18 protein-coding genes and 1 tRNA gene are annotated in these 20,560 nt (G+C 59.8%); 15 read left to right on the top strand and 4 right to left on the bottom strand.

What is annotated here, in order from left to right:
- The first annotated feature begins 115 nt into the window (after nucleotides 1-115).
- Entirely contained in the window at nucleotides 116-1,468 is a 1,353-nt protein-coding gene (locus Q672_RS18535; protein WP_022983891.1) for a WS/DGAT/MGAT family O-acyltransferase, read from the top strand.
- A gap of 338 nt (nucleotides 1,469-1,806) precedes the next feature.
- Here Q672_RS18535 and Q672_RS34440 read toward each other — a convergent pair whose 3' ends face one another.
- Complete coding sequence (locus tag Q672_RS34440) at nucleotides 1,807-3,213, bottom strand: fatty acid desaturase (protein WP_022983890.1); 1,407 nt, start codon at nucleotides 3,211-3,213, stop codon at nucleotides 1,807-1,809.
- Nucleotides 3,214-3,336: 123 nt separating this feature from the next.
- Between Q672_RS34440 and Q672_RS18525 the strand changes: the two genes are divergently transcribed.
- Nucleotides 3,337-4,383, top strand: coding sequence for a helix-turn-helix domain-containing protein (locus Q672_RS18525; RefSeq protein WP_022983889.1), 1,047 nt, complete (start codon nucleotides 3,337-3,339; stop codon nucleotides 4,381-4,383).
- 21 nt (nucleotides 4,384-4,404) lie between these two features.
- Here Q672_RS18525 and Q672_RS18520 read toward each other — a convergent pair whose 3' ends face one another.
- From Q672_RS18520 to Q672_RS18510, 3 genes are read right to left on the bottom strand one after another with little or no spacing between them, the layout of a single operon-like run.
- Complete coding sequence (locus tag Q672_RS18520; RefSeq protein WP_022983888.1) at nucleotides 4,405-4,926, bottom strand: HugZ family pyridoxamine 5'-phosphate oxidase; 522 nt, start codon at nucleotides 4,924-4,926, stop codon at nucleotides 4,405-4,407.
- Complete coding sequence (gene hutX / locus Q672_RS18515; protein WP_022983887.1) at nucleotides 4,923-5,333, bottom strand: heme utilization cystosolic carrier protein HutX; 411 nt, start codon at nucleotides 5,331-5,333, stop codon at nucleotides 4,923-4,925. Before hutX ends, Q672_RS18520 begins: the two co-directional genes overlap by 4 nt.
- A gap of 18 nt (nucleotides 5,334-5,351) precedes the next feature.
- The gene (locus Q672_RS18510) at nucleotides 5,352-7,379 is read right to left on the bottom strand and encodes a TonB-dependent hemoglobin/transferrin/lactoferrin family receptor (protein WP_022983886.1); all 2,028 of its coding nucleotides are present in this window, start codon (nucleotides 7,377-7,379) and stop codon (nucleotides 5,352-5,354) included.
- Nucleotides 7,380-7,638: 259 nt separating this feature from the next.
- Here Q672_RS18510 and Q672_RS18505 point away from each other — a divergent pair, with 259 nt between their 5' ends.
- The 13 genes from Q672_RS18505 (at nucleotide 7,639) to Q672_RS18445 (ending at nucleotide 20,546) form a co-directional block, all read left to right on the top strand.
- Nucleotides 7,639-8,487: a heme/hemin ABC transporter substrate-binding protein gene (locus Q672_RS18505; protein ID WP_022983885.1), complete on the top strand. Its 849-nt coding sequence runs from the start codon at nucleotides 7,639-7,641 to the stop codon at nucleotides 8,485-8,487.
- 9 nt (nucleotides 8,488-8,496) lie between these two features.
- Entirely contained in the window at nucleotides 8,497-9,537 is a 1,041-nt protein-coding gene (locus Q672_RS18500; protein ID WP_022983884.1) for a FecCD family ABC transporter permease, read from the top strand.
- Nucleotides 9,530-10,285: a heme ABC transporter ATP-binding protein gene (locus Q672_RS18495; RefSeq protein WP_022983883.1), complete on the top strand. Its 756-nt coding sequence runs from the start codon at nucleotides 9,530-9,532 to the stop codon at nucleotides 10,283-10,285. The genes Q672_RS18500 and Q672_RS18495 overlap by 8 nt, the downstream gene beginning before the upstream one ends.
- Before the next feature lie 41 nt (nucleotides 10,286-10,326).
- On the top strand, nucleotides 10,327-10,815 hold the full coding sequence (locus tag Q672_RS18490; protein WP_022983882.1) for a CinA family protein: 489 nt from the start codon (nucleotides 10,327-10,329) through the stop codon (nucleotides 10,813-10,815).
- 178 nt (nucleotides 10,816-10,993) lie between these two features.
- A complete protein-coding gene (gene recA, locus Q672_RS18485; RefSeq protein WP_022983881.1) occupies nucleotides 10,994-12,031 on the top strand; it encodes a recombinase RecA in 1,038 nt (345 codons plus the stop codon).
- On the top strand, nucleotides 12,024-12,488 hold the full coding sequence (locus Q672_RS18480) for a regulatory protein RecX (RefSeq protein ID WP_022983880.1): 465 nt from the start codon (nucleotides 12,024-12,026) through the stop codon (nucleotides 12,486-12,488). The genes recA and Q672_RS18480 overlap by 8 nt, the downstream gene beginning before the upstream one ends.
- Nucleotides 12,489-12,769: 281 nt before the next feature.
- Nucleotides 12,770-13,537, top strand: coding sequence for a sulfite exporter TauE/SafE family protein (locus Q672_RS18475; protein WP_022983879.1), 768 nt, complete (start codon nucleotides 12,770-12,772; stop codon nucleotides 13,535-13,537).
- 243 nt (nucleotides 13,538-13,780) lie between these two features.
- Nucleotides 13,781-16,372 (top strand): alanine--tRNA ligase, encoded by a 2,592-nt coding sequence (alaS, locus tag Q672_RS18470; RefSeq protein WP_022983878.1) that lies wholly within the window; start codon nucleotides 13,781-13,783, stop codon nucleotides 16,370-16,372.
- Nucleotides 16,373-16,516: 144 nt separating this feature from the next.
- Nucleotides 16,517-17,743 carry an aspartate kinase gene (locus Q672_RS18465; RefSeq protein ID WP_022983877.1) on the top strand — a complete coding sequence of 409 codons (1,227 nt, stop codon included), beginning with the start codon at nucleotides 16,517-16,519 and terminating at the stop codon, nucleotides 17,741-17,743.
- Nucleotides 17,744-17,953: 210 nt separating this feature from the next.
- On the top strand, nucleotides 17,954-18,142 hold the full coding sequence (gene csrA / locus Q672_RS18460; RefSeq protein ID WP_022983876.1) for a carbon storage regulator CsrA: 189 nt from the start codon (nucleotides 17,954-17,956) through the stop codon (nucleotides 18,140-18,142).
- Nucleotides 18,143-18,249: 107 nt separating this feature from the next.
- Nucleotides 18,250-18,339: transfer RNA gene (locus Q672_RS18455), tRNA-Ser, on the top strand.
- A gap of 147 nt (nucleotides 18,340-18,486) precedes the next feature.
- Nucleotides 18,487-19,521, top strand: a complete 1,035-nt coding sequence (gene pyrC / locus Q672_RS18450; protein WP_022983875.1) for a dihydroorotase — start codon at nucleotides 18,487-18,489, stop codon at nucleotides 19,519-19,521.
- Nucleotides 19,521-20,546 carry a CobW family GTP-binding protein gene (locus Q672_RS18445; protein WP_022983874.1) on the top strand — a complete coding sequence of 342 codons (1,026 nt, stop codon included), beginning with the start codon at nucleotides 19,521-19,523 and terminating at the stop codon, nucleotides 20,544-20,546. The genes pyrC and Q672_RS18445 overlap by 1 nt, the downstream gene beginning before the upstream one ends.
- Nucleotides 20,547-20,560: the final 14 nt, after the last annotated feature.

Below are 20,560 nucleotides of genomic sequence, written 5' to 3'. Positions count from 1 at the left end.
TATTTTGTCCGTTTTGATCACGAGGCTCCTTTCAGTGTCATGGTGACTTGCCTGCGCGGTGCGTAACGTGGTGTGCATAACCCTTCGTTGATGAATGCGCGCAGGAGTGCACACCTTGGGCAAGAAGCTATCCATTTTTGATGCGGGTTTCCTGTTAATGGAAACCCGAGAAACCCCCATGCATATCGGCATGTTGCAGCTGTATGGTTTGCCGGATGATGCCCCGGCGGATTACATGGAGCAGGTGTACCGGCGCATGGTAGAGGTGGAAGGGATCTGCCGTCCGTTCAACCAGAAACTGCACTCCCGGGTGCCGGGGCGGCTCGATGCGTCCTGGATTACCGACCCCAATTTCGACATTGACTATCATGTTCGTCATTCGGCGTTGCCGCGACCTGGGCGGGTGCGTGAGCTTCTGGCGCTGGTGTCGCGTCTGCACGCCCAGCGTCTGGATCCCCGCCGGCCGCTGTGGGAGACCTATCTGATCGAAGGGCTGGAAGGGAATCGCTTTGCGGTCTACAACAAGATGCACCATTCCATGATGGACGGTGCTGGCGGCATGAACCTGCTGCAGTCGCGCATGGCCACCAGTCCGGATGATCATTTCCCGCCGCCCTGGTCTTCCGAGTGGAATACCCGACTGCCGCACAAGCGTAAAAAGAAGGGGCCGGCCCCGGCCGGGCTGGTGAAATCTCTGCGTAACCTGCAGCGTGGTACCGGGCAGTTTGTGGACCTGATGCGCCAGCCCAAAGAAAGCAATATCAAAACCATCTATCAGGCCCCCAAGACCGTTTTCAATCACCGGGTCACCGGGGCGCGACGCTTCGCCGCCCAGTCCTGGTCGCTGGAGCGCATCAAGGCCGCCGCCGAGAAGCACGACGGGACGGTCAACGATATCTTCCTGGCCATGTGTGGGGGTGCCATGCGCCGCTACCTGCTGTCGCTGGACAAGCTTCCCCATGATCCGCTGGTGGCTCAGGTGCCGGTGGCGCTGCGTTCGGCAGAGGAGGCGGGTGATGGCGGCAATGCCATTACCGCGGTGCAGGTGAGTCTGGGCACCCATCTGCATGATCCGCTGGAGCGTCTTGAAGCCATCAAGGATTCCATGAACGGCGTGAAGGGCCGGCTCAAATCCATGGAGAAAGCGGAGATCGATATCTTCACCATGATCTCCAACCTGCCGTTGTCGGTGGGGCAGATGACCGGGATTTCCGGGCGCATTAATCCGCTGTTCAATCTGGTGATTTCCAATGTGCCGGGGCCGAAGCAACCCTTGTACATGGGGGATGCGAAAATGCTGGCGTCGTATCCGGTGTCGCTGGTGATGCACGGTTATGCGCTCAACATCACCGTGTTCAGCTACTGCGACAGCCTGGAATTCGGCATCATCGCCTGCCGCGAAACCCTGCCACGGATTCAGCGCATGCTGGATTATCTGGAAGAGTCGCTGGCAGAGCTGGAAGGCTGATTTGCAGGGGGGGCTTGATTCCTTGTGGGGCGACACCAAAATCGAAACCAGCCTCGACACAAAAAAAGAGCCCATTACGGGCTCTTTTTGGGTTCATCGCGGATTTCCGGGAACATCCCGATTCAATCCCCCTCTGCGTAGGAGCGTCGCTGGCGGCGCGATAGCCCAAATCTGAAAAACAATCTTCTCCACAGAGGGCACAGAGCACACAGAGTGAAAGCCTGATTTTTCGGTGACTTCTGTGTTGAGACAGCTTTTGATCCTGGTCTTGGAATCGCGCCGCGAGCGACGCTCCTACGGAATGCTCTTTGCTATGAACCTCTTTTTTGGTGGGGGCGTCAGGCAATGGGCACAAAGTCTGCCTTGTCCCTCACTGCACATTCCGGGCAGGACCACTCTGCAGGAATCGCTTTCCATGCAGTGCCGGGCACAAAGCCTTCGCTCGGGTTGCCATGAATTTCATCATAAATATACCCGCAGTTGGTACAGCGATGACGGCTTGCCGACGCTGTTTCGTCAGCACGGTGTTGCGCTTGTGCAGGCTTCTCATTGGCAACGGTTTGCGGGCTGGAGGTGGCTGCGGCCTGCCACTTTCTGATCAGTTGCTCCCGTTTCGGGCCGTACAGGTGTGCCTTGCGGATATCGCCGTCATAGTGCTTTGCGACCCGCGGGTTCATGACCTTGAACCACAGCGGCGGGAAGTAGGCGAGGATCAGCATGGACGCATAACCTGACGGTAGCTGCGGCGATTCATCGAAGTGGCGCAGGGACTGGAAGCGTCGGGTCGGGTTGGCGTGATGATCGGAGTGACGCTGCAGTTGGTAGAGCAGCAGGTTGGTCACCACATTGTTGCTGTTCCAGGAGTGGCTGGGGGCGCAGCGCTCATAGCGCTGGGTGCGTTCGTCCCATTGACGAAGCAGGCCGTAGTGTTCCAGATAGTTCACCACTTCCAGCAAGGCCGCGCCGAAGAACGCCTGAATCAGCAGGAACGCCAGCGCGCCGGTGCCCAGCCACAGGGTCAGGGCGCCGAATAGCACCACGGTCATGGCCCAGGCGCGCAGGTTTTCGTTGTCAAAAGACCAGACCGACTTGCCCTGACGCGCCAGCCGTTCGCCTTCCAGTTCCCAGGCGGAGCGCAGGCTGCCAACCATGGTCCGGGGCAGAAAGGCATAGAAAGTTTCGCCCATGCGCGAGCTGGCTGGATCGCGGGGCGTGGCCACGTTTTTGTGGTGTCCGCGGTTGTGTTCCACAAAGAAGTGCCCGTAGGCCACCGGAGCCAGGGCGATCTTGGCCAGCCATTTTTCCAGATCGGCACGCTTGTGGCCGAGCTCATGGGCAGTGTTGATAGCGACCCCGTTGATGAGCCCGGCTGAGAATATCAGTGCAATGATGCTGGCGATGCTGATGTCACCACGGGTGGCGAGCCATACCGCCATGATGGTGTTGGCGTATTGGGCCGGGATGTAGGCATAGACGATGGCGCGGTAGTAGCGGTTGGCTTCGAGTTGAGCCACTGCGCTTTCCGGTGGGTTGTTGATGTCGGTGCCCACCAGCCAGTCCAGTAGCGGTAATACGGCGTAGAAAAACACCGGCATGAGCCAGTAAAGGGCTGGCTGTTCGAACAGGTAACCCGCCATAAGGCTGAGAAAACCCAGCAGGGGAAGAAAAGGGCTGGCCAGCCAGAGCAGGTATTTCTGGTCGGTCCACGGGGTGGGTGGTGCTGTGTGTTGGGCGTGGTTTGTCATCGTTGTTGGCCTCGCAAGTCACCGTTATTGGAAGAATCGGTGGAGGCAGAGTCCCAGAGTGGGGCTTGCGTGAATTGTCATTTATTGCCAGAGTGTTGTCATTTATTGACACGAGAGTTCGGGATGACTACGTCTGCTGAGCTACCTTTTATTCCCGCCCGTTACTATGCCCGGCTGGCTGAGTTGATGGCGGCAAGGGGGCTGGATGCCGGGGCGGTGATTGCGGTCGCGAAGATCAACGAAGGGGTGTTGGCCGATCCGGATGGCCGTCTTACGCTTCCTCAGGTGGAGGCGCTGATTGCCGAGGTATACCGGCAGGCTCCCGATATTCCCTGGGCTTTTGAGTTGGGGCGCAGCCTAAAGCTGAGCTCCCATGGCATGTTGGGGTACGCCATGTTGAGCAGCCCTAACCTGGATTATGTGCTCCAACTGTTGGCCCGCTATTTCCGCATCATCATGCCGACGTTTCGTCTGCAGTATCGCCGCACCAGTGAGCACGAGGAGGTGGTGCTGTCTGCGACGGCGACGTTATCTGCCCAGAACCTGCTGTTTCATGTGGAAACCATTGCGGTGGCCTGGCACTGGGAGATCCTCTCGTTGCTGCCGGGAGACATGCCTGCCTATGACCTGTATCTCTCCATCGCCGCTCCTCGCCATGTGGAGCGCTATCAGGTATTGAAACCTGCACGTTGGCACTTCGGTTGGCCTATCCAGCCGGGATTCCGGATCCTGTATCCGAAAGGGCTGGTCGGGCGAGAGCTGGTAATGGCTGATCCGGGAGCGCTGCAGCTGGCAGAACGGCAATGCAGTGAGCAGGCCCGGCAAACTCTGAGAGAGGGAAGGCTGGTCGAATGGGTGACGGCCATGCTGACCTATTCCCGTGATGTGATCACTACTCGCGAGGAGCTGGCAGATCTGTTGAACATTTCGCCGCGTACCCTGGATCGGCGCCTGCAGGATGAAGGGGCCAGCTTCCGGGAACTGTCACGGCGGATTCGTTTTCAGCGGGCCTGTGATTTGCTGGAGGCAGGGCAGATGAGCATGGTGGAGATTGCCCTGGAACTGGGTTACCGGGACAGTGCCAACTTCACCCGTGCTTTTCGTCGAGAGGCAGGGATTACGCCTTCCCGTTGGCTAGCCCAACACGCCGTTGCAGCGCTGTCGCGTTGAGCTGCCATCCGGGCCGAGGGCTCAGGCTTCCCGTTTGCGGTGACCATCGCGCATGTGGTTGACCGCTTCACCGGCCAGGGTCTTGCCTTCCAGTTGATAGGCGCGTGCAAATCCTTTTACGTAGCGACCTTCGCGCGGAATCAGGCGGAACAGCTTGAAATCCCCGAGGGTGCTCAGGTTGAGAATACGCTCGCCCAGACGTTGGTGAAGCGTGTCTACACCGGTTTTCCACTCCGGGCTGTCTTCCTGCAGCTTTTCGGCATCCATCAAATAGTTCACGCGCTTGCGGGCAAACAGTTCTTCTGCGCTGTCTTCATCTTCCACGATCAGCACAGAGGCCAGGGGATTGGCCAGCAGGTTGCGTGCGTGCACGGCAATTTCGCTGATCAACACATAGAGGCATTCGTCGCCGATGGCGAAGGGCGCATAGGACGCAAAGGGCGCGCCGTCATCGCGGATGCTGGCCAGCTGCAAGCTGCGCCGGCTGTGGATGAAGTCGACCACTTCCAGGTTGATCTTGCGGGTAAAACGTTCACTGCTCATTGGTCGGCTCCGGTGTTGGGCAGGCTGAGGGTGTCACGAATGTTCAGGTAGGTTTTCAGTTGGTTCTCCAGCAGCTGGCCGTTGCCGTCGCGACCGAGAAACACTTTGAAAATGTTGTCGCCCTGTTTGTCCTGAAAACAGAACGCATGGCTGTCACGGCCACGGTGCTGGCGGCTCTGCAAATAGATATGGTCGACGGCATCCAGGCGAATATGGCCGTGGAAGCCGGGAACCGGGCCATCCAGATTGAAATACCCTTCCCCTTCCTTGCCGGCGGGGAAGGGGCCCTTGAATTCGAACACACAGCCGCCGTGCAGCACGATGGTGGTGGTGTTGTCCCAGGTGGCGAGCAGCTGCATCAAGGCTTTGGCGTCACTGCCTGGCAACGAAAGTTGTGGCTGGGTCATGAGCGTCTCCGGGTGCTATCAGAATTGATAGCGCAGTGAGGAAATGATCGCACGGCCGGGGCTGTCCAGTTCGGACCAGGCTACCCGGTAGCTGCGGTCGGTGATGTTGTTCACGGTCACATCGGCACGGATGGCTGGCCAGGCTTTCGGGGTCCAGCTGGCATACAGGTCGGTGACGGTGTAGCCGTCGTAGGTGGTGTTGCCGGTGTTGGTGGCGTAATCGGTCAGGTCCTGTTCACGGGCGTGGATCATGCGCACACCGGCGGTGAACTGGCTATCCCAGAAGCCGTAGAACAGGCCGGCGTTCAGGGTATCTGCCGGAATGTTGGTCAGGTCTTCACCGGTATCTTCATCTTCGCCGCGGGTCTGGCCATAGCCGAGTCGAACACCAAGCGCCTCAAGACGGTATTCCGCCTCCAGTTCGAAGCCTTCCAGGGTGGCTTTGTCCACGTTGACCCAGTAGGTGTTGCCCGGGTCCATGGCCGGCGGCGGGAAGAACACAGGCGGGGTCACGATTTGTTCGATGAAGTTGTCCACTTTGTTCTGGAAGATAGCCGCCTTGACGGTGAGGCTGTCGCCCCCGGCCAGCTCGCTCCAGTCCATGCGCACCAGCAGTTCGTTGTTGGCGGCTTGTTCCGGGTCCAGATCCGGGTTGGAAACAAAGGTGTTGCAGAACCCCGGGCCCATGCAGAAATGGGTGCCGGTGCTGTACAGCTCTTCGGAGCTTGGGGCCCGGAAGGCCTGATCGTGACGTAGGGTGACACGGGCCCATTCGGCCGCTTGCCAGCTCAGCGCCGCAGAAGGGGAGACGGCACTGTCGCTGCGGTCTTCACTGAGGTTGTCGGCCTTGGTGGCGAAGTCGTCATAGCGCACGCCGAGCTCCAGATCCAGCGCGCCGGTGAGTGGGTAGGTACCCTGGGCAAAGACGCCCCAGACATCGGTGGTAGCGTCTGGCGGGGTGGGCCGGTTACTGCCGCCTCGCTCTGCACTGAATTGTTCCTGGTAGCCATCTACCCCCATCAACAATTCCAGTTTGCCGAGCATGGCGGTGTGGTTCAGGTTGATGCCATACAGGTCCAGCTGGGTGCTGTCCGGGCGGCCATCACTTTTGCGGGTTTCATCCATCTCCACACCATTCCAGTAGAACATGGCCTGGCTGTTGGTGCCGTCACCGTTGCCCAGATGGCGGTAGTCGATGACGGCATTGCGGGTGGTCTGGTCGCGCTGGATCAGGAAATTGCTGGTGCCATTGGCGGGAGCGCTGCCGTTGGAAGGCACACCGCCGGAGAAGTCTGCCTGCCGTGCGGTAAAGGCAATGTTCTGGTTGTCGGCCAGGTGCCAGACCAGTTTGCCCATGCCGCCATCTTCGCGGCTGGCGGAGTTGGCCAGGTCCTGGTCGTGGGACACTTCCATGTCGTCACTCTCGCGGTTGTAGCCACTGACCAGCCAATCCACATGTTTGGTGGTGCCTGCCACGGCGGCACTGCCGCGTTTGTCATTGTTGTTGTCGTTGTAGGTGCCTTTCAGGAAGCCGCCGACGCTGGCATCGGGCTGAATCAGGTCGGTGGGATCCACGGTGTTGAACGAGGCGACACCGCCGACCGCGCCAGAGCCCCACAGGTTGCTGGCCGGGCCACGAATGACTTCGGCGGAGCGAATCAGCTCGGGCTCGATGAAGTAACTGGGGCGGTGACCGGATTCAAAGACCTGACGTGCACCATCCACCAGTTGCAGTACCCGCGCGCCTTCCAGGCCACGGATATTGATGCTCTGGTTTTCAGAGCGGGGGCCGCCCACGGTGGTGACATTGGGGATGTCTTTGACCAGCTCCGGCGCCGAGCTGGCCTGACGGCTCTCGATGCTTTCCGGGCTGACGGTGGCCACGGAGCGGGTGGCTTCTTTTTCGGTTTTGTTATCGCGGGTCGCGGTGACGGTGACCGGTGCCAGCTCGGCCAGCACGATAGGTTCTTCAGTAGAGGTGTCAGCCAGAGCCGGGCTGGCCGCCAGTGCGATTGCCAGAGACAGGGCATGTTTGCGCAAATACATGTGGGTTTCCTCACAAGCCAAAAAGGACAGCGAATCTGCCTGGCGTGCGAGGGCTGGCTTGGCAGGAATCAGGATTGGGGCGCAAGCATATGCATTTGATTGTCGTCTGTAAACAGGAATCATTCCCATTGACGTTTATGGCTCAGGCTGCCAGTATTTGCACCACATTAAGGGTGTGGGTATGCCTCTTGTGATCTGCATCCCGTCATATTCGCGGGCCGTCGCGTCCGAAAATTCAGCCTCGGAAAGGGGAGTTGTGGTGCGAATTCTTGAAATGATCGCAGGCTTGTCGCTGGGTGTGATGCTGGCAATGCAGGTGCAGGCGGCTGAGCCAAAACGGCTGGTCAGTGCGGATGCCGGCGCCACCAACATGATTGTGGCGCTGGGACTGGCAGATTCGCTGGTGGCGGTGGATGTGACCAGCCCGGCGTCTGGCGATCTTGCCGAATTGCCGCGCATTGGCTACCACCGCAACCTGTCTGCAGAGGGCTTGTTGAGTCTGTCACCGACCCATCTGGTGGGAACCGATCACATGGGCCCTGACACCACCTTGAGCGTGCTGGAAGGCGCCGGGGTTGAGCTGATCCGTCTGCCGGCGGCCTATTCTCTGCCGGCCCTGAAAAGCAATCTGCAGGCCATGGCTGAGGCGCTGGGTCGAGAGGCGCAGGCGCAGAGCCTGCTGGACCGTTTTGCTGCCCAGACTGCCGAGTTGCAGACCCATTCGCTGAAGGGCAATAAGGTGGCGTTCATTCTCAGTGCGCGGGGCGGATTTCGTCTTGCTGGTGCGGGCAGTAATGCCGGGCAGGCGATGATTGACTTGCTTGGCGCGGATAACGTGGCAGATTTCGAGAACTATCGTTCTGTATCCATGGAGTCCCTGCTGGCCATGGAGCCGGATGTGATTCTGGTGGCCGGCGAGATGAGCAGCGACCCCGCGGCGGCGCTTCTGGAAAATCAGCCTCTGTTGGCGCATACCCCAGCCGGTAAGGCGGGGCATATCTTCACGGTGGACGGTGCCACCCTGGTGGCAGGCTTGAGCCTGGCGGCGCTGGATGAGGCAGAGCGCGTCGCTAACGCAGTACAACCTTCCCGGCCGTCTGGTCACTAAGGCAGTGTCATGATGAATCGATTGCCGGCGACTCCTGCGGCGGTATTGCTGTGCGGTGTGTTGATGGTGGGGGTGGTGTTGTCCCTGACCGAGGGCGCGGTGTCCATGCCTGCCTCCGGCAGCCTGGCCGCGATCTGGGATGCGTTGTTCAACAGTGAGCGCTCCGGGTTACTCGGCCACGAGAAGATCATTGTGCTGGAGCTCCGCTTGCCGCGTTTGCTGCTGGCCATGCTGGTTGGGGCCATTCTGGCTCAGTGCGGTGCGGTGATGCAGGGGCTGTTCCGTAATCCCCTGGCAGACCCGGGTATCATTGGGGTGTCCTCCGGGGCAGCGGTAGGTGCGGTGCTGGCGATCGTGCTGTTACCGGTGGCGTGGCAGGTCTGGGCGGTACCGTCTTCGGCTTTTGTCGCCGGGCTGCTGACCACGTTACTGGTGTATTCGCTGGCGCGTTCTTCGGCTGGGACCTCAGTGGTGATGCTGCTGCTGGCCGGGGTGGCGGTGGCGGCGTTCGCTGGGGCAGGGATCGGCTTTCTCAGTTATTTCACCGACGATACCCGGCTGCGGGAGCTCAGCGTCTGGCAGATGGGCTCGCTGAATGGGGCCAATCATCAGCAGGTGCTACTGGCGTTGGTGGCGTTTGTGATGCTGGCGACCTGGTTTCAGCGCCGTGCCGGGCCGCTCAATGCTTTTTTGTTGGGGGAATCCGAGGCGCGCCATCTGGGGGTGCCGGTGGAGCGCATGAAACTGGAGTTGATTGTGCTGGCGGCGCTGGGGGTGGGCATTGCGGTGGCGTGCAGCGGCATTATCGGCTTTGTAGGGCTGGTGGTGCCGCATCTGGTGCGCTTGTCCTGCGGCCCGGATCACCGCCGCCTGTTACCGCTGTCGGCACTGACCGGGGCCGTGCTGCTGATGCTCTCGGACCTGGCGGCGCGCACCCTGGTGAGCCCGGCTGAATTGCCCGTGGGATTGTTGACCGCCTTGTTGGGTGCGCCGTTCTTTCTGATCCTGCTGCTGCAACAGCGTAAGCAATGGAGTCTGTCCGGTGCTTGAGCTTTGTGATCTGCTTGTTGAAGCCGGTGGTCGGCGTTTGCTGCAACTGGACAATCTGACCTTGCCCGCGGGGCAGTTTGTGGCATTGCTGGGGCCCAATGGTGCGGGGAAATCTTCCTTGCTCAAGGCCATCAGTGGCGAGGTGGCTTGTCGTGGCGAGTTGCTTTTTCATGGTCAATCACTGCGACACTGGAACACTCAGGAGCGGGCCCGACATGTGGCAGTGCTACCCCAGGCCAGCAGCCTGACGTTCCCGTTCAGTGCCCGTGAAGTGGTCGAGATGGGGCTGATGCCGTTGTCGTTGTCGCGCCAGGCCGGCGCCGATGTGGTGCGGGCCGCCATGATCGATGCGGATTGCCTGCACCTGGCTGCGCGCAGCTTTCCCGGCCTGTCCGGTGGTGAAAAGCAGCGGGTGCACCTGGCTCGGGTGTTGGTGCAGTTGGTGCAGGCCGAGAAGACGCCACTGTTGTTACTGGATGAACCCGTGTCTGCACAGGATCTGGGGCAGCAACACAATATTTTGCGGTTGGCAGTGCGGCTGGCGCAGCAGCGCCGCATTACCGTCCTGGCGGTGTTGCACGACCTGAATCAGGTGCTGCGCTACGGCATGCGCTGTCTGGTGCTGGCAGAGGGAGAGCTGGTGGCGGATGGAGAGCCGGAAGCTGTACTCACCCCGCACCGAATCGAAGAGGTGTGGGGGTATCGTCCCGAGCGATATACAACAGAAGAGCGTTTTGCGTTGCTCTGAAAATGCTACAGTGCGTTCCAGAATCCTCACTGGAGCGATGCGTGAACCCGCAAGACATTCCCAACGCGGTTGAATCCCTGGCCCTTCAATTGACCCGCCAGCGTCTGATGGTGGTGACGGCAGAGTCCTGCACCGGCGGCGGTATCGCCCAGGCCATGACGGCCGTACCTGGCTCGTCTGCCTGGTTCGAGCGCGGGATGGTGTGCTATTCCAATGACGCCAAGCAGGACCTGCTGGGTGTGCAGGCGCAGACACTGGCCAGCCACGGAGCGGTCAGTGAAGCGGTGGCGCTGGAGATGGCCCGCGGTGCCATCGAGCATTCCCGCGGCCATATCAGTGTGGCTGTGACCGGCGTGGCCGGGCCGGATGGCGGCACCGCTGACAAGCCCGTGGGCACGGTGTGGATCGCCTGGGGTCAGAAGCTGGGGTATGCCGAGGCCCGCTGTTTCCAGTTTGAGGGTGACCGCGATGCCGTTCGTCAGCAGACCATTCTGGAAGCCCTCAAGGGCTTGATCGCGCGCCTCCAGTAGCCACAATCAGACGGACTTTATCGTACGCATCCCTGGATCTGACAAACAGGGTTGCAAAGGACAGGAATACCTGTTCATAATACTGTCCATATTGTCAGTGCTGGCTGAAAGGTCAGTTTCGACGACACAGATACCGGCGATGCAATGACTGTCACGCCGACACAGGAGAGGGGTCACAATGAGCGATAAATCCAAGGCGTTGTCCGCCGCACTGTCCCAGATCGAACGCCAGTTCGGTAAAGGTTCTGTCATGCGTATGGGCGACCAGAAGCGTGAGCGGATTCCGGCCATTTCCACCGGCTCCCTGGGCCTGGACATCGCCCTGGGCATTGGCGGATTGCCGAAAGGCCGTATCGTGGAAATCTACGGTCCGGAATCCTCCGGTAAAACCACCCTGACCCTGAGCGTGATCGCCGAAGCCCAGAAAAAAGGCGCGACCTGTGCCTTCGTGGATGCAGAACACGCGCTGGACCCGGACTATGCCGAGAAGCTGGGCGTGAACGTGGACGACCTGATCGTCTCTCAGCCGGATACCGGTGAACAGGCGCTGGAGATCACCGACATGCTGGTACGTTCCGGTGCGGTAGATGTGATCATTGTTGACTCCGTGGCGGCGTTGGTGCCGAAGGCAGAAATCGAAGGTGAAATGGGCGATGCCCACGTGGGCCTGCAGGCTCGTCTGATGAGCCAGGCGCTGCGGAAAATTACCGGTAACGTGAAAAATGCCAACTGTCTGGTGGTGTTCATCAACCAGATCCGCATGAAGATCGGTGTGATGTTCGGCAACCCGGAAACCACCACCGGCGGTAATGCGCTCAAGTTCTATTCCTCCGTACGTCTGGATATCCGTCGTATCGGTGCAGTGAAACAGGGCGACGAAGTCACCGGTAACGAAACCCGGGTGAAGGTGGTGAAGAACAAGGTATCGCCGCCGTTCCGTCAGGCCGAATTCCAGATTCTCTATGGGCAGGGCATTAACCAGCTCGGCGAGGTCCTGGATCTGGGTGTGCAGCAGGGGCTGGTGGACAAATCCGGTGCCTGGTATGCCTACAAGGGCGACAAGATTGGCCAGGGCAAGCAGAACGCCTGTGAGCACCTGCGCGAAAACCCGGCCATTGCCCAGGAAATCGAGAAAGAAATCCGTGCACGGCTGCTGGCCGTACCGGGCGAGGCACCGGTAGAAGCGGAAGAGGAAGCCGAACTGGGCGATGAATAAACCGCTCACGGAATCCGAGTTGCGTCAGCGGGCGGTGAGCCTGCTGGCGCGTCGGGATCACGCCCGCCGCGAGCTGGAAACCAAGCTGCGCAGCAAGGTGGGCGATCATCCGGCCTTGGCGGCGGTGATCGAGTGGTGTGAAGAACATGGCTTCATCGATGACCGGCGCTTTGCCGGTTTTTTTGTGCGCTCGCGCATCGACCGGGGCCAGGGGGTGTTGCGTATCCGTCAGGAGTTGCAGCAACGCGGGGTTGCCAGCGAGCTGATCGAGTCCGCTTTGCAGGAGACCGAGGTGGACTGGTTTGCCCTGGCCAGGGAAGTGCGCGCCCGCCGCTTTCGGCAATATCCCCAGGACCAGAAAGAAAAAGCCAGACAATTGCGTTTCCTGCAAGGGCGCGGTTTTGACGCTGAACAAAGCTTTGCCGCGTTGGTACCGGGCGACGAGGAGATGGCGTAGTCCTGTCCTGAAAATAGAGGCTCATCTCGGATTTCCGGGAAAGGCCTGATTTAATCCCTTCCCTTGCCGTAGGAGCGTCGGTTATTCGCTCTGCTCACCCCTTCGGGGCCGCCCTGCGGGCGTTCCTTCGCTGCGCTCGGTGGCGGCGCGATCCCAAACTCCCGTTAATCCACGATGAACCAAAAGAGAGCCTTGCCACGTTGGGCTCTGCACAGAGGAGGTAGTGGCCTGAATTAGGTTCGCGGCGTATCCTGCCGCTTTCCGCTTGCGTGAGAGTGTCCATGGAATACCTTTCTGACCCTTGGTTGGTCGCTGCCTTGCTGGGGGCCGGTGTGTTGGCGGGGTTTATCAATACGCTGGCGGGCGGGGGCGGGTTGCTGATTCTGCCGCTGCTAATGCTCAGCGGTATGGGGGCGGCGCTGGCCAATGGCACCATGCGGGTCGGTGTGCTGATCCAAAGCATTGAGGCGGTCCGCCAGTTCAACAAGCGTGGCACCATGCCGTTCAAACCGTTACCTGCGATCCTGGTCCCGTGTCTGCTGGGAACCCTGGTCGGCGCCCTGGCAGCAGCTTACCTGCCCGAAACCATCCTCAAGCCAGTATTGCTGGGTACCCTGGTGGTGGTGGCGTTGTTGATGGTCCTGAAACCCAACCAGATGAACCCCGGTCCTGATGAGGTGCCGCAGGTGCCAGGGGAATCCCTGCCTGCCTGGCTCGGCCTGTTCTTCGCCGGGGTGTACGGGGGATTTGTGCAGGCGGGGGTGGGTTTTGTGCTGATCGCGGTGTTGGTCGGCCAGATGCGCTATGACCTGCTACGGGGTAATGCCCTGAAACTGGCGATAACCGGTAGCTTCACGGTGTTGGCGCTGGGCATCTTCATGTGGCGGGATCAGGTGGCCTGGTTGCCTGGCCTGGTGGTGGCTGCCGGGACGCTGGTAGGGGTTCGGCTAGGCGTGGGATTTGCCCATCGGGTATCCCCGGTGGTGCTCAAGCGCTTGTTGCTGGTGATGGTGCTGACGGTCTGTCTGGCCGCCGCGATCAGGGGCTGAGTTGAAAGTTTAACGTTCAAAGCTGAAAAGCGCGGGCCGGGTATGTCTGGCCTGGATCTGTCGTGCCAGCACCGATATCCCGGGGCCGTGGGCAAGGCTTCGCAACCTCCCTCGGCCTCACCCGAGTTTGAACTTTCAACGTTGGACGTTGAACTCCCCCTGCCTTCTATTCCCATCGCAACTGCGCCCTATGGGCGCTATACTCGGCGCTTTCCGATAGCCAGCCAAGATACCGTTTTTCCTATGAAGAGTGCTGAACTACGCCAGGCCTTTCTGGATTACTTCGCCAGCCAGGGACACACCAAGGTGCCGTCTTCCTCTCTGGTGCCTTATAACGACCCGACCCTGCTGTTCACCAATGCAGGCATGAACCAGTTCAAGGACGTGTTCCTGGGCCGTGAAAGCCGCGATTACACCCGTGCCACCAGCTCACAACGCTGTGTTCGCGCCGGTGGCAAGCACAACGATCTGGAAAATGTGGGTTATACCGCCCGTCACCACACCTTCTTTGAAATGCTGGGTAACTTCAGCTTCGGTGACTACTTCAAGCGCGAAGCCATCAAGTTCGCCTGGGAATTCCTGACGGGCACCCTGGGCCTGCCGGAAGAGCGGTTGTGGGTCACGGTGCATATTTCTGATGATGAAGCCGCGGATATCTGGCTGAAAGAAATGGGCGTGAGTGCCGAACGGTTCTCCCGTCTTGATGAAGACAATTTCTGGCAGATGGGGGACACCGGTCCCTGTGGTCCCTGTTCGGAAATCTTCTACGATCACGGGGCAGATGTCCCCGGCGGCCCTCCTGGCTCGGAAAACGATGACCTGGACCGCTACATCGAGATCTGGAACCTGGTGTTCATGCAGTACGACCGTCAGGAAGACGGCGAGCTGAAACCGCTGCCCAAGCCCAGTGTCGATACCGGTATGGGGCTCGAGCGTATTGCCGCAGTGCTGCAGGGCGTCCATTCCAACTACGAAATCGACATGTTCCAGGCGTTGCTACAGGCCGCGGCCCAGGCCATCGGCTGCAATGATTTGGAAGAGAAGTCCCTGCGCGTGATCGCCGATCACATCCGCTCCTCCAGCTTCCTGATTTGCGACGGGGTGATCCCGTCCAATGAAGGCCGTGGCTATGTGCTGCGGCGGATCATTCGCCGCGCGCTGCGTCATGGCCATAAGCTGGGTCAGGACAAGCCGTTTTTCTCTACCCTGGTAACAGCCCTCGTCGAGCAGATGGGTGAGGCGTACCCGGAACTGGCACGGGAGCAGGCCCGTATCGAAAAGGCCCTGCTGGCAGAGGAAGAGCAGTTTGGTCGCACGCTGGCCGCAGGCATGAAGGTACTGGAAGCGGCCATTGCCGAGCTGCAGGGCAAGACCCTGTCCGGCGAGGTGCTGTTCAACCTGTACGACACCCATGGTTTCCCGCCGGATCTCACCGCCGACGTGGCCCGGGAGCGGGACCTGGAAGTGGACATGGCCGGCTTCGAGAAAGCGATGGAAGCCCAGCGTGAGCGCGCCCGCGGTGCCGGCAGCTTTGCCAACGATTACAGCGATCGTCTGAATATCGAGGCGGAAACCGGCTTCTCCGGTTACGAAAAACTGGCTGATGACGATGAAATCGTCGGTCTCTATCGCGATGGTGAAGCGGTGGACAGCCTGGCAGCGGGCGAGGAGGGCATGGTGGTACTGGCCAGCACGCCGTTCTATGCCGAGTCCGGTGGCCAGGTCGGCGATACCGGTTTTCTGGTGAAAGGTGACAGCCGTTTTGCTGTGGCCGACACCAAAAAGCGTCAGGCGGCGCATGTGCATTTGGGCAGCATGGAAAGTGGTTCCCTCAACGTGGGCGACAAGGTATCGGCTTATGTCGATGTAGAGCGTCGCAAGGCCATCATGCGCAATCACTCTGCAACTCACCTGATGCACGCAGCGCTGCGTGACGTGCTGGGCGAGCATGTACAGCAGAAGGGCTCGCTGGTCGCCGAAGACTATCTGCGTTTCGATTTCTCTCACGGCGAGGCGGTTAGCGACGCCCAGCGTGAGCAGATCGAAACCATCGTCAATCGCCAGATTCTGGCCAACACTGCGGTGTCCACTGAGTTGATGGATATCGACGCCGCCCGTGACGCCGGCGCCATGGCGTTGTTTGGTGAGAAGTACGACGATCAGGTGCGTGTCCTCACCATGGGCAGCGATGGCTTCTCGAAGGAACTGTGTGGGGGAACGCACGTGAGCCGCACCGGTGACATCGGGTTGTTCCGCATTACTCTGGAAGCCTCGGCAGCTGCCGGAGTCCGTCGGATCGAAGCGGTCACCGGTGAGAATGCGCTTGCCGCTATGCGCAAGCAGGAGCAGGCCCTCAGTGATATTGCCGCCACGGTAAAAAGCACGCCGGATAATGCCGCAGAGCGGGTCCGCAACCAGGCGCAAAAAGTGCGTGAGCTGGAAAAGGAAATTGAACGCCTGAAGCAAAAGCTGGCGAGTGGGGCGGGCAGCGACCTTACCGACAGCGTGCAGGACATCAATGGCGTGAAGGTGCTGGCCACCCAGGTGGACGGTGCCGATGGCAAGACCCTGCGGGTCACCATGGACAAGCTGAAAGACAAGCTCGGTTCGGCGGTGATTCTGCTGGCGGCAGTAGAGGGTGACAAGGTGGCCCTGGTGGCCGGTGTTACCAAAGACCTGACCGATCGTTTCAAGGCGGGAGATCTGCTCAAGCATGTGGCCGAGCAGGTCGATGGTCGTGGCGGCGGTCGCCCGGATATGGCGCAGGGTGGTGGCAACAACCCTGCGGCCCTGCCCGCAGCACTGGAGAGTGTGAAGGACTGGGTGGCCGGCTGATTCTGCGGTGTCGTGACGGGGCGGTTTGCCCCGTCGGTTACGGTACTTACAGGCTCTCTGGCAGGCTCTCCCGCCACCCCAACATGAAATCCGGGCGCGTTTCTGCTAAAGTAACGCGCTCTTTTTTGCAGACAAAGCGACTATATGGCTCTTATCGTGCAGAAATACGGCGGTACCTCGGTAGGTACGGTCGAACGCATACAAGCCGTTGCCGACAAGGTAGCCGGCTTCCATAAACGGGGTGATCAGGTTGTGGTGGTGGTCTCTGCCATGAGCGGCGAAACCAACCGACTGATCGAGCTGGCCAAAGGCATCAGCGACAGCCCTTCTCCACGGGAAATGGACGTGCTGGTCTCTACCGGTGAGCAGGTGACGATCTCCCTGTTGTCCATGGCCTTGCAGAAACTGGGTCTGGATGCCCGTTCCTATACCGGTTCCCAGATTCCCCTGCGTACGGACAATTCCTACTCCAAAGCCCGTATCGAAGAAATCGACGACAAGAAAATGCGCGCCGATCTCAACGCCGGCCGTGTGGTCGTGGTAGCCGGTTTCCAGGGCGTGGACGCGGACGGCAACATTACCACCCTGGGTCGTGGCGGCTCTGATACCACTGCTGTTGCTCTGGCGGCAGCGCTGAAGGCGGATGAATGCCAGATCTACACTGACGTGGATGGCGTATACACCACCGACCCTCGCGTGGTGGACAATGCTCGCCGGCTGGACACGATTACCTTTGAAGAAATGCTGGAAATGGCCAGTCAGGGCTCCAAGGTCCTGCAGATCCGTTCTGTGGAATTCGCCGGCAAATACAATGTGCCGCTGCGTGTTCTCTCCAGCTTCCAGGATGGTCCTGGAACCCTAATTACCGTCGACGACGAGGTTGATATGGAAAAGCCGGTAATCTCCGGAATTGCCTTTACCCGTGATGAAGCCAAGATCATCGTGCGTGGCGCCCCGGATACCCCGGGCATTGCCTACAAGATCCTCGGCCCGGTAAGTGCAGCCAATATTGAAGTAGACATGATCGTACAGAACGTGGGTAAGGACGGCGCTGCCGACTTCACCTTTACCGTTCACCGCAACGATTTTGGCCGTGCTCAGGAAGCCCTGCGCAATGCGTCTGAAGAACTGGGGCAGCCGGAAATCATTGGCGATGACAAGATTGCCAAGGTCTCTCTGGTGGGTGTGGGCATGCGCTCCCACGCGGGCGTTGCTTCCAAGATGTTCGAAGCCCTGGCCAAAGAAGGCGTTAACATCGAGATGATCTCCACCTCTGAAATCAAGGTGTCTGTGGTCATCGCCGAGAAGTATCTGGAGCTGGCCGTTCGTGCCCTCCATTCCGCGTTCGAGCTGGACCAGCCTGTCGCATAACGGACATACTGTTCGGAAGGATGGGGCGACGACCGGTAGGTTCCGCCTCGTCCTGCGGCAAGACTTGAGAATTCGATTCATGCATACTTACGCCCCCGTGCCTGCGGTGGGCAAATGGTCCTCGCACCAAGGAGTCGTCATGGACGGCAGCCCGGTAACTTCGGGTACGGATTGCGCTCACGGAAATCAAGGACCCCAGGAGGGATCATTATGCTTATTCTTACGCGTCGAGTCGGAGAGACCCTGATGGTCGGTGACGAAGTCACCGTGACTGTTCTGGGCGTCAAAGGCAACCAGGTCCGCATCGGTGTTAACGCGCCGAAAGAAGTTGCGGTGCATCGAGAAGAAATCTATCAACGGATTCAGCACGAAAAATCAACAGACGGTGAGTCTGCCTGATTTTTGGGCTGTATTTTCTCCGTAAAATCGTTATGATGCGCGGCGTGTCGGGAAACAGCGCCAACCAAGAGCGACCAATTCCCTGACAACATGCAGTTCCGCATTCCGGAGAGGTGGGTGAGTGGCTGAAACCAGTTCCCTGCTAAGGAACCATACGGGTTACCGTATCGCGGGTTCGAATCCCGCCCTCTCCGCCATATTCCAAAACGCCCCGCATCGCGGGGCGTTTTTCGTTTGGGGCGATGGCCTTTCCCTCAGTGGTCGCCCGGCAGCTGATCCCTGCGCCTGTGCGCCAACATGCGCTACACTACGTCCCCGAATTTTTTACGGCTTAAGGTGACCCCATGACCGATACCCTGACCATTGCCCGCCCGGACGACTGGCATCTGCATTTTCGTGACGGTGAATTGCTGGCGGAAACGGTGCCGGCCACGGCCAATGTCTTCGGTCGCGCGATTGTCATGCCGAACCTGACGCCGCCGGTGAACACGGTGGCCCAGGCGGCCGAGTACCGTGAACGCATCATGGCGCAGGTCCCGGCCGGGGTAACCTTTGAGCCGTTGATGGTCTTGTATCTCACCGACAGCACGCCGGTGGAGGAAGTCGCGCGCGCAGCACAAAGTGATTTTGTGCATGCCTTCAAGCTGTATCCCGCCGGGGCAACAACCAATTCCGACAGCGGGGTCACTGATCCGGGCAAGATCATGCATCTATACGAGGCCATGGAAAAGCACGATGTGCCGCTGCTGGTTCATGGCGAAGTGACGGATGCAGAGATCGATATCTTTGACCGCGAAAAGGTGTTTATCGACCGCTACCTCAACGAGATTCGTCGGCAATTCCCTGGCCTGCGGATTGTCTTTGAGCATGTCACGACTGCTGAGGGCGTGAACTTTGTGCGTGAGGCCAGTGCGTTGACGGCCGCCACGGTGACGCCGCAGCACCTGCTGATGAACCGCAACGACTTGCTGGTGGGTGGCGTGCGCCCGCATAACTACTGCCTGCCGATTCTCAAGCGCCGTCAGCATCAGGAAACCATCCAGAAAGCGGTACTGGAAGGCCATGAGCGCTTTTTCCTGGGCACCGATTCCGCTCCCCATGCCCGTAACAAAAAAGAAGCGGCCTGTGGTTGCGCCGGTTGCTATTCCGCTCGCGCGGCGTTGCCGCTGTATGCCTCTTTCCTCGAACAGCACAATGCGCTGGACAAGCTGGAAGGGTTTGCCAGCCATTTCGGGGCGGATTTTTATCGGCTGCCGCGTCACACCGATACCGTCACCCTGGTGCGCAAGCCCTGGTCGGTGCCGGAGGTAATTGATGCCGCCGGGGAAGCCATGGTGCCGTTTTATGCCGGTCAGGAGCTGCCCTGGTCTCTGGCGTAATGCCTCAGGTAACGCATTCTCCTGACATTCAGGATGATCGCCTGCCGGTGATTGTCCTGAGCGGCTTTCTGGGCAGTGGCAAGACGACCCAGCTGAACCACTGGCTATCGCAACGGCAAGACCTTGCGGTGGTGATCAATGAGCTGGGCGATATCGGCATTGATCAGCATCTGACTGAGGCTCAGGGCGTCCCCGTGACCCTGCTGGCCGGTGGCTGTGTTTGTTGTGTGGTGCAGGGCTCGCTTTCCTCCACCCTGCGTAATCTGTTCATGGCGCGCAAGAATGGCGAGATCCCGCCGTTCAACAGGCTGGTGCTGGAAACCACTGGTGCGGCAGAACCTTCTGGCGTGGTCGCTCCCTTGCAACAGGATCCGTGGCTGCGAAAACGGTTTGTCTGCCAGTCGGTGATCACGCTGGTGGATGCCCAGGCCGGTGTCGCGGCACTGGAGCGTCATCCTGAGTGTCTGGAGCAGGTGCAAGGGGCGGATCAACTGCTCATCAGCAAGTCCGATCTGTGCACACCCGACTCTCTGGCCGAGTTGAAAGCGCAGCTTGCCCTTCTGAACCCTGACGCAAGCGTTCTGTTGTCACCCGGACCGACGTCCTTGCTCGATCAGGTTTTCCCGCGCCGTTGCCGGATCACGGGGCCCCTGACGTTGTCCACCGGCGTTAGCCTGCAGCCGCAGTTGTCGTCAGTGTCGGTGTCTCGACATCAACTCCACAGTGCCTCATTGCGTTGGGAGGGGCGCTTGTCCTGGCCCCACTGGCAGGCGGCGTTGCAACAACTTGGGAACCAGTGTGGTGAATCTCTGGTCCGTCTCAAAGGGCTGCTCAAGGTAGAAGGCCTTGATGGGCCCTTGCTGGTGCAGTGGACCGGACAAGGGGAGCCGGCGTTATCACCGATGAACGCGTGGCCGGACGGGGATACCACCACCCGGCTGGTGGTGATTGTGCGTCACGATAATCCTGACTTTGTTCATGAACAGGTGGCACACTGGCAGGCATTGCTGCAACAGCTGGGTTGACACAGGACGCTCTC

Source organism: Alcanivorax sp. P2S70 (assembly GCF_000475295.1).
Lineage (GTDB): Bacteria > Pseudomonadota > Gammaproteobacteria > Pseudomonadales > Alcanivoracaceae > Alcanivorax > Alcanivorax profundi.
This window is presented reverse-complemented; position numbering and strand designations above follow the sequence as displayed.